The sequence below is a fragment of the Ideonella sp. P3_A4 genome (assembly GCF_056403075.1).
On record NZ_JBFUGE010000876.1, the window covers coordinates 1 to 2,025 of the forward strand.

The following is a 2,025-nucleotide window of genomic DNA, read 5'->3' on the forward strand; positions in this document are numbered from 1 at the left end:
GTCTAACATGAGGCGGGGCGGATGCCCTTTCTTCGCCACGCAGCGCTTGCCCAACTGCCCTGCGACGCGCCTTTGGCAGCGCACATGAAAAAGGCCGGCGTGTAAGCCGGCCTTTGATTTGGAGGAAGAAAGCTTCAGCCGCCGCTGGCCGCAGAAGCAGCCGTCGGCGGGGCAGCCGGAATGGCTTCCGTCGAAGCAGCAGGCATCACAGCCGCAGGGGCGGTGACGGCAGCAGGCTTGGCCTCGTGGCTGATGCTGGCCGAAGAGCCGGCGGTCATCGGCAGCAGAGGCACGATCAACAGCGCGACGATGTTGATGATCTTGATCAGCGGGTTCACGGCCGGGCCGGCGGTGTCCTTGTACGGGTCGCCCACGGTGTCGCCCGTGACAGCGGCCTTGTGCGCTTCGCTGCCCTTCTTGTGCAGCTTGCCGTCAGCATCGGTGAAGCCTTCTTCGATCAGCTTCTTCGCGTTGTCCCAGGCGCCACCGCCGGTGCACATCGAGATGCCGACGAACAGGCCGGTGACGATCGTGCCCATCAGCAGGCCGCCAAGGGCAGCCGGGCCGAGCAGCAGACCGATCACGATCGGCGCCACCACCGGCAGCAGCGACGGCACGATCATTTCCTTGATCGCCGCCGTGGTCAGCATGTCGACCGCCGCGCTGTAGTCAGGCTTGCGCTTGTTGGCCATGATCTGGCCATCGGCGAACTGCTTGCGCACTTCCACCACCACAGCACCGGCTGCACGACCCACCGCTTCCATCGCCATCGCGCCGAAGAGGTAAGGGATCAGGCCACCGATGAACAGACCGACGATGACCTTGTGATCCGACAGGTCGAAGGTCAGGTGCATGCCACGCGATTCGAGGGCATGGGTGTAGTCGGCAAACAGCACCAGCGCGGCGAGGCCGGCAGAGCCGATCGCGTAGCCCTTGGTCACCGCCTTCGTGGTGTTGCCCACGGCATCCAGCGGGTCGGTGATGTCGCGCACGCTGTCGGGCAGCTCGGCCATCTCGGCAATGCCGCCGGCGTTGTCGGTGATGGGGCCGTACGCGTCCAGCGCCACCACGATGCCGGCCATGCTCAGCATCGAGGTGGCTGCAATGGCGATGCCGTAAAGGCCGCCCATGGCATAGGCCGCGTAGATCGCGGCACAGATGAAGACCACCGGGAAGGCCGTCGAACGCATGCTCACGCCCAGGCCAGCGATGATGTTCGTGCCGTGGCCGGTGGTAGAGGCTTGCGCGATGTGCTTCACCGGGCTGAACTGCGTGCCGGTGTAGAACTCGGTGATCCACACCATCGCCGCCGTCAGCACCAAGCCGATCACGCACGAGCCGAACAACGACATCGCGGTGATGCTGCCGCCGGTGCTCAAGACCACCGGTGCCGGGAACATCGCCGTGGTGACGAAGTAGAAGGCGATCAGCGACAGCACGCCCGCGACGATCAGGCCCTTGTAGAGCGCCGGCATCACGTTCTTCATGCCCGGCGATGCCTTGACGAAGGCGCAGCCGACGATCGACGCGATGATCGACACACCACCCAGCAGCAGCGGGTAGACCACCGCACTCACGGTGGCGCCCGTGACCATCAGCGCGCCGAGCGCCATCGTGGCGATCRGCGTCACGGCGTAGGTCTCGAACAGGTCGGCCGCCATGCCGGCGCAGTCGCCGACGTTGTCGCCCACGTTGTCTGCGATCACCGCGGGGTTGCGCGGGTCGTCTTCAGGGATGCCGGCTTCGACCTTGCCCACCAGGTCGGCGCCCACGTCGGCGCCTTTGGTGAAGATGCCGCCGCCCAGACGCGCGAAGATCGAAATCAGCGACGAGCCGAAGGCCAGGCCCAGCAGCGGCTTCAGCGTGTTCGAGTCGACGTTGTCACCGCCGGTCAGAAACCAGAAGAAACCACCGACGCCCAAGAGGCCCAGGCCGACCACCAGCATGCCGGTGATCGCGCCGCCCTTGAAGGCGACATCCAACGCGGGGCCAATGCCGTTTGTTGCGGCCTGCGCGGTGCGAACA

The 2,025-nt window shown here is 65.8% G+C and carries 1 protein-coding gene; it reads right to left on the reverse strand.

What is annotated here, in order from left to right; genetic code table 11:
- Positions 1-134 precede the first annotated feature (134 nt).
- Positions 135-2,025: sodium-translocating pyrophosphatase (locus AC1DYI_RS33945; RefSeq protein ID WP_477208507.1), on the reverse strand; the 1,891-nt coding region annotated here is incomplete at its 5' end.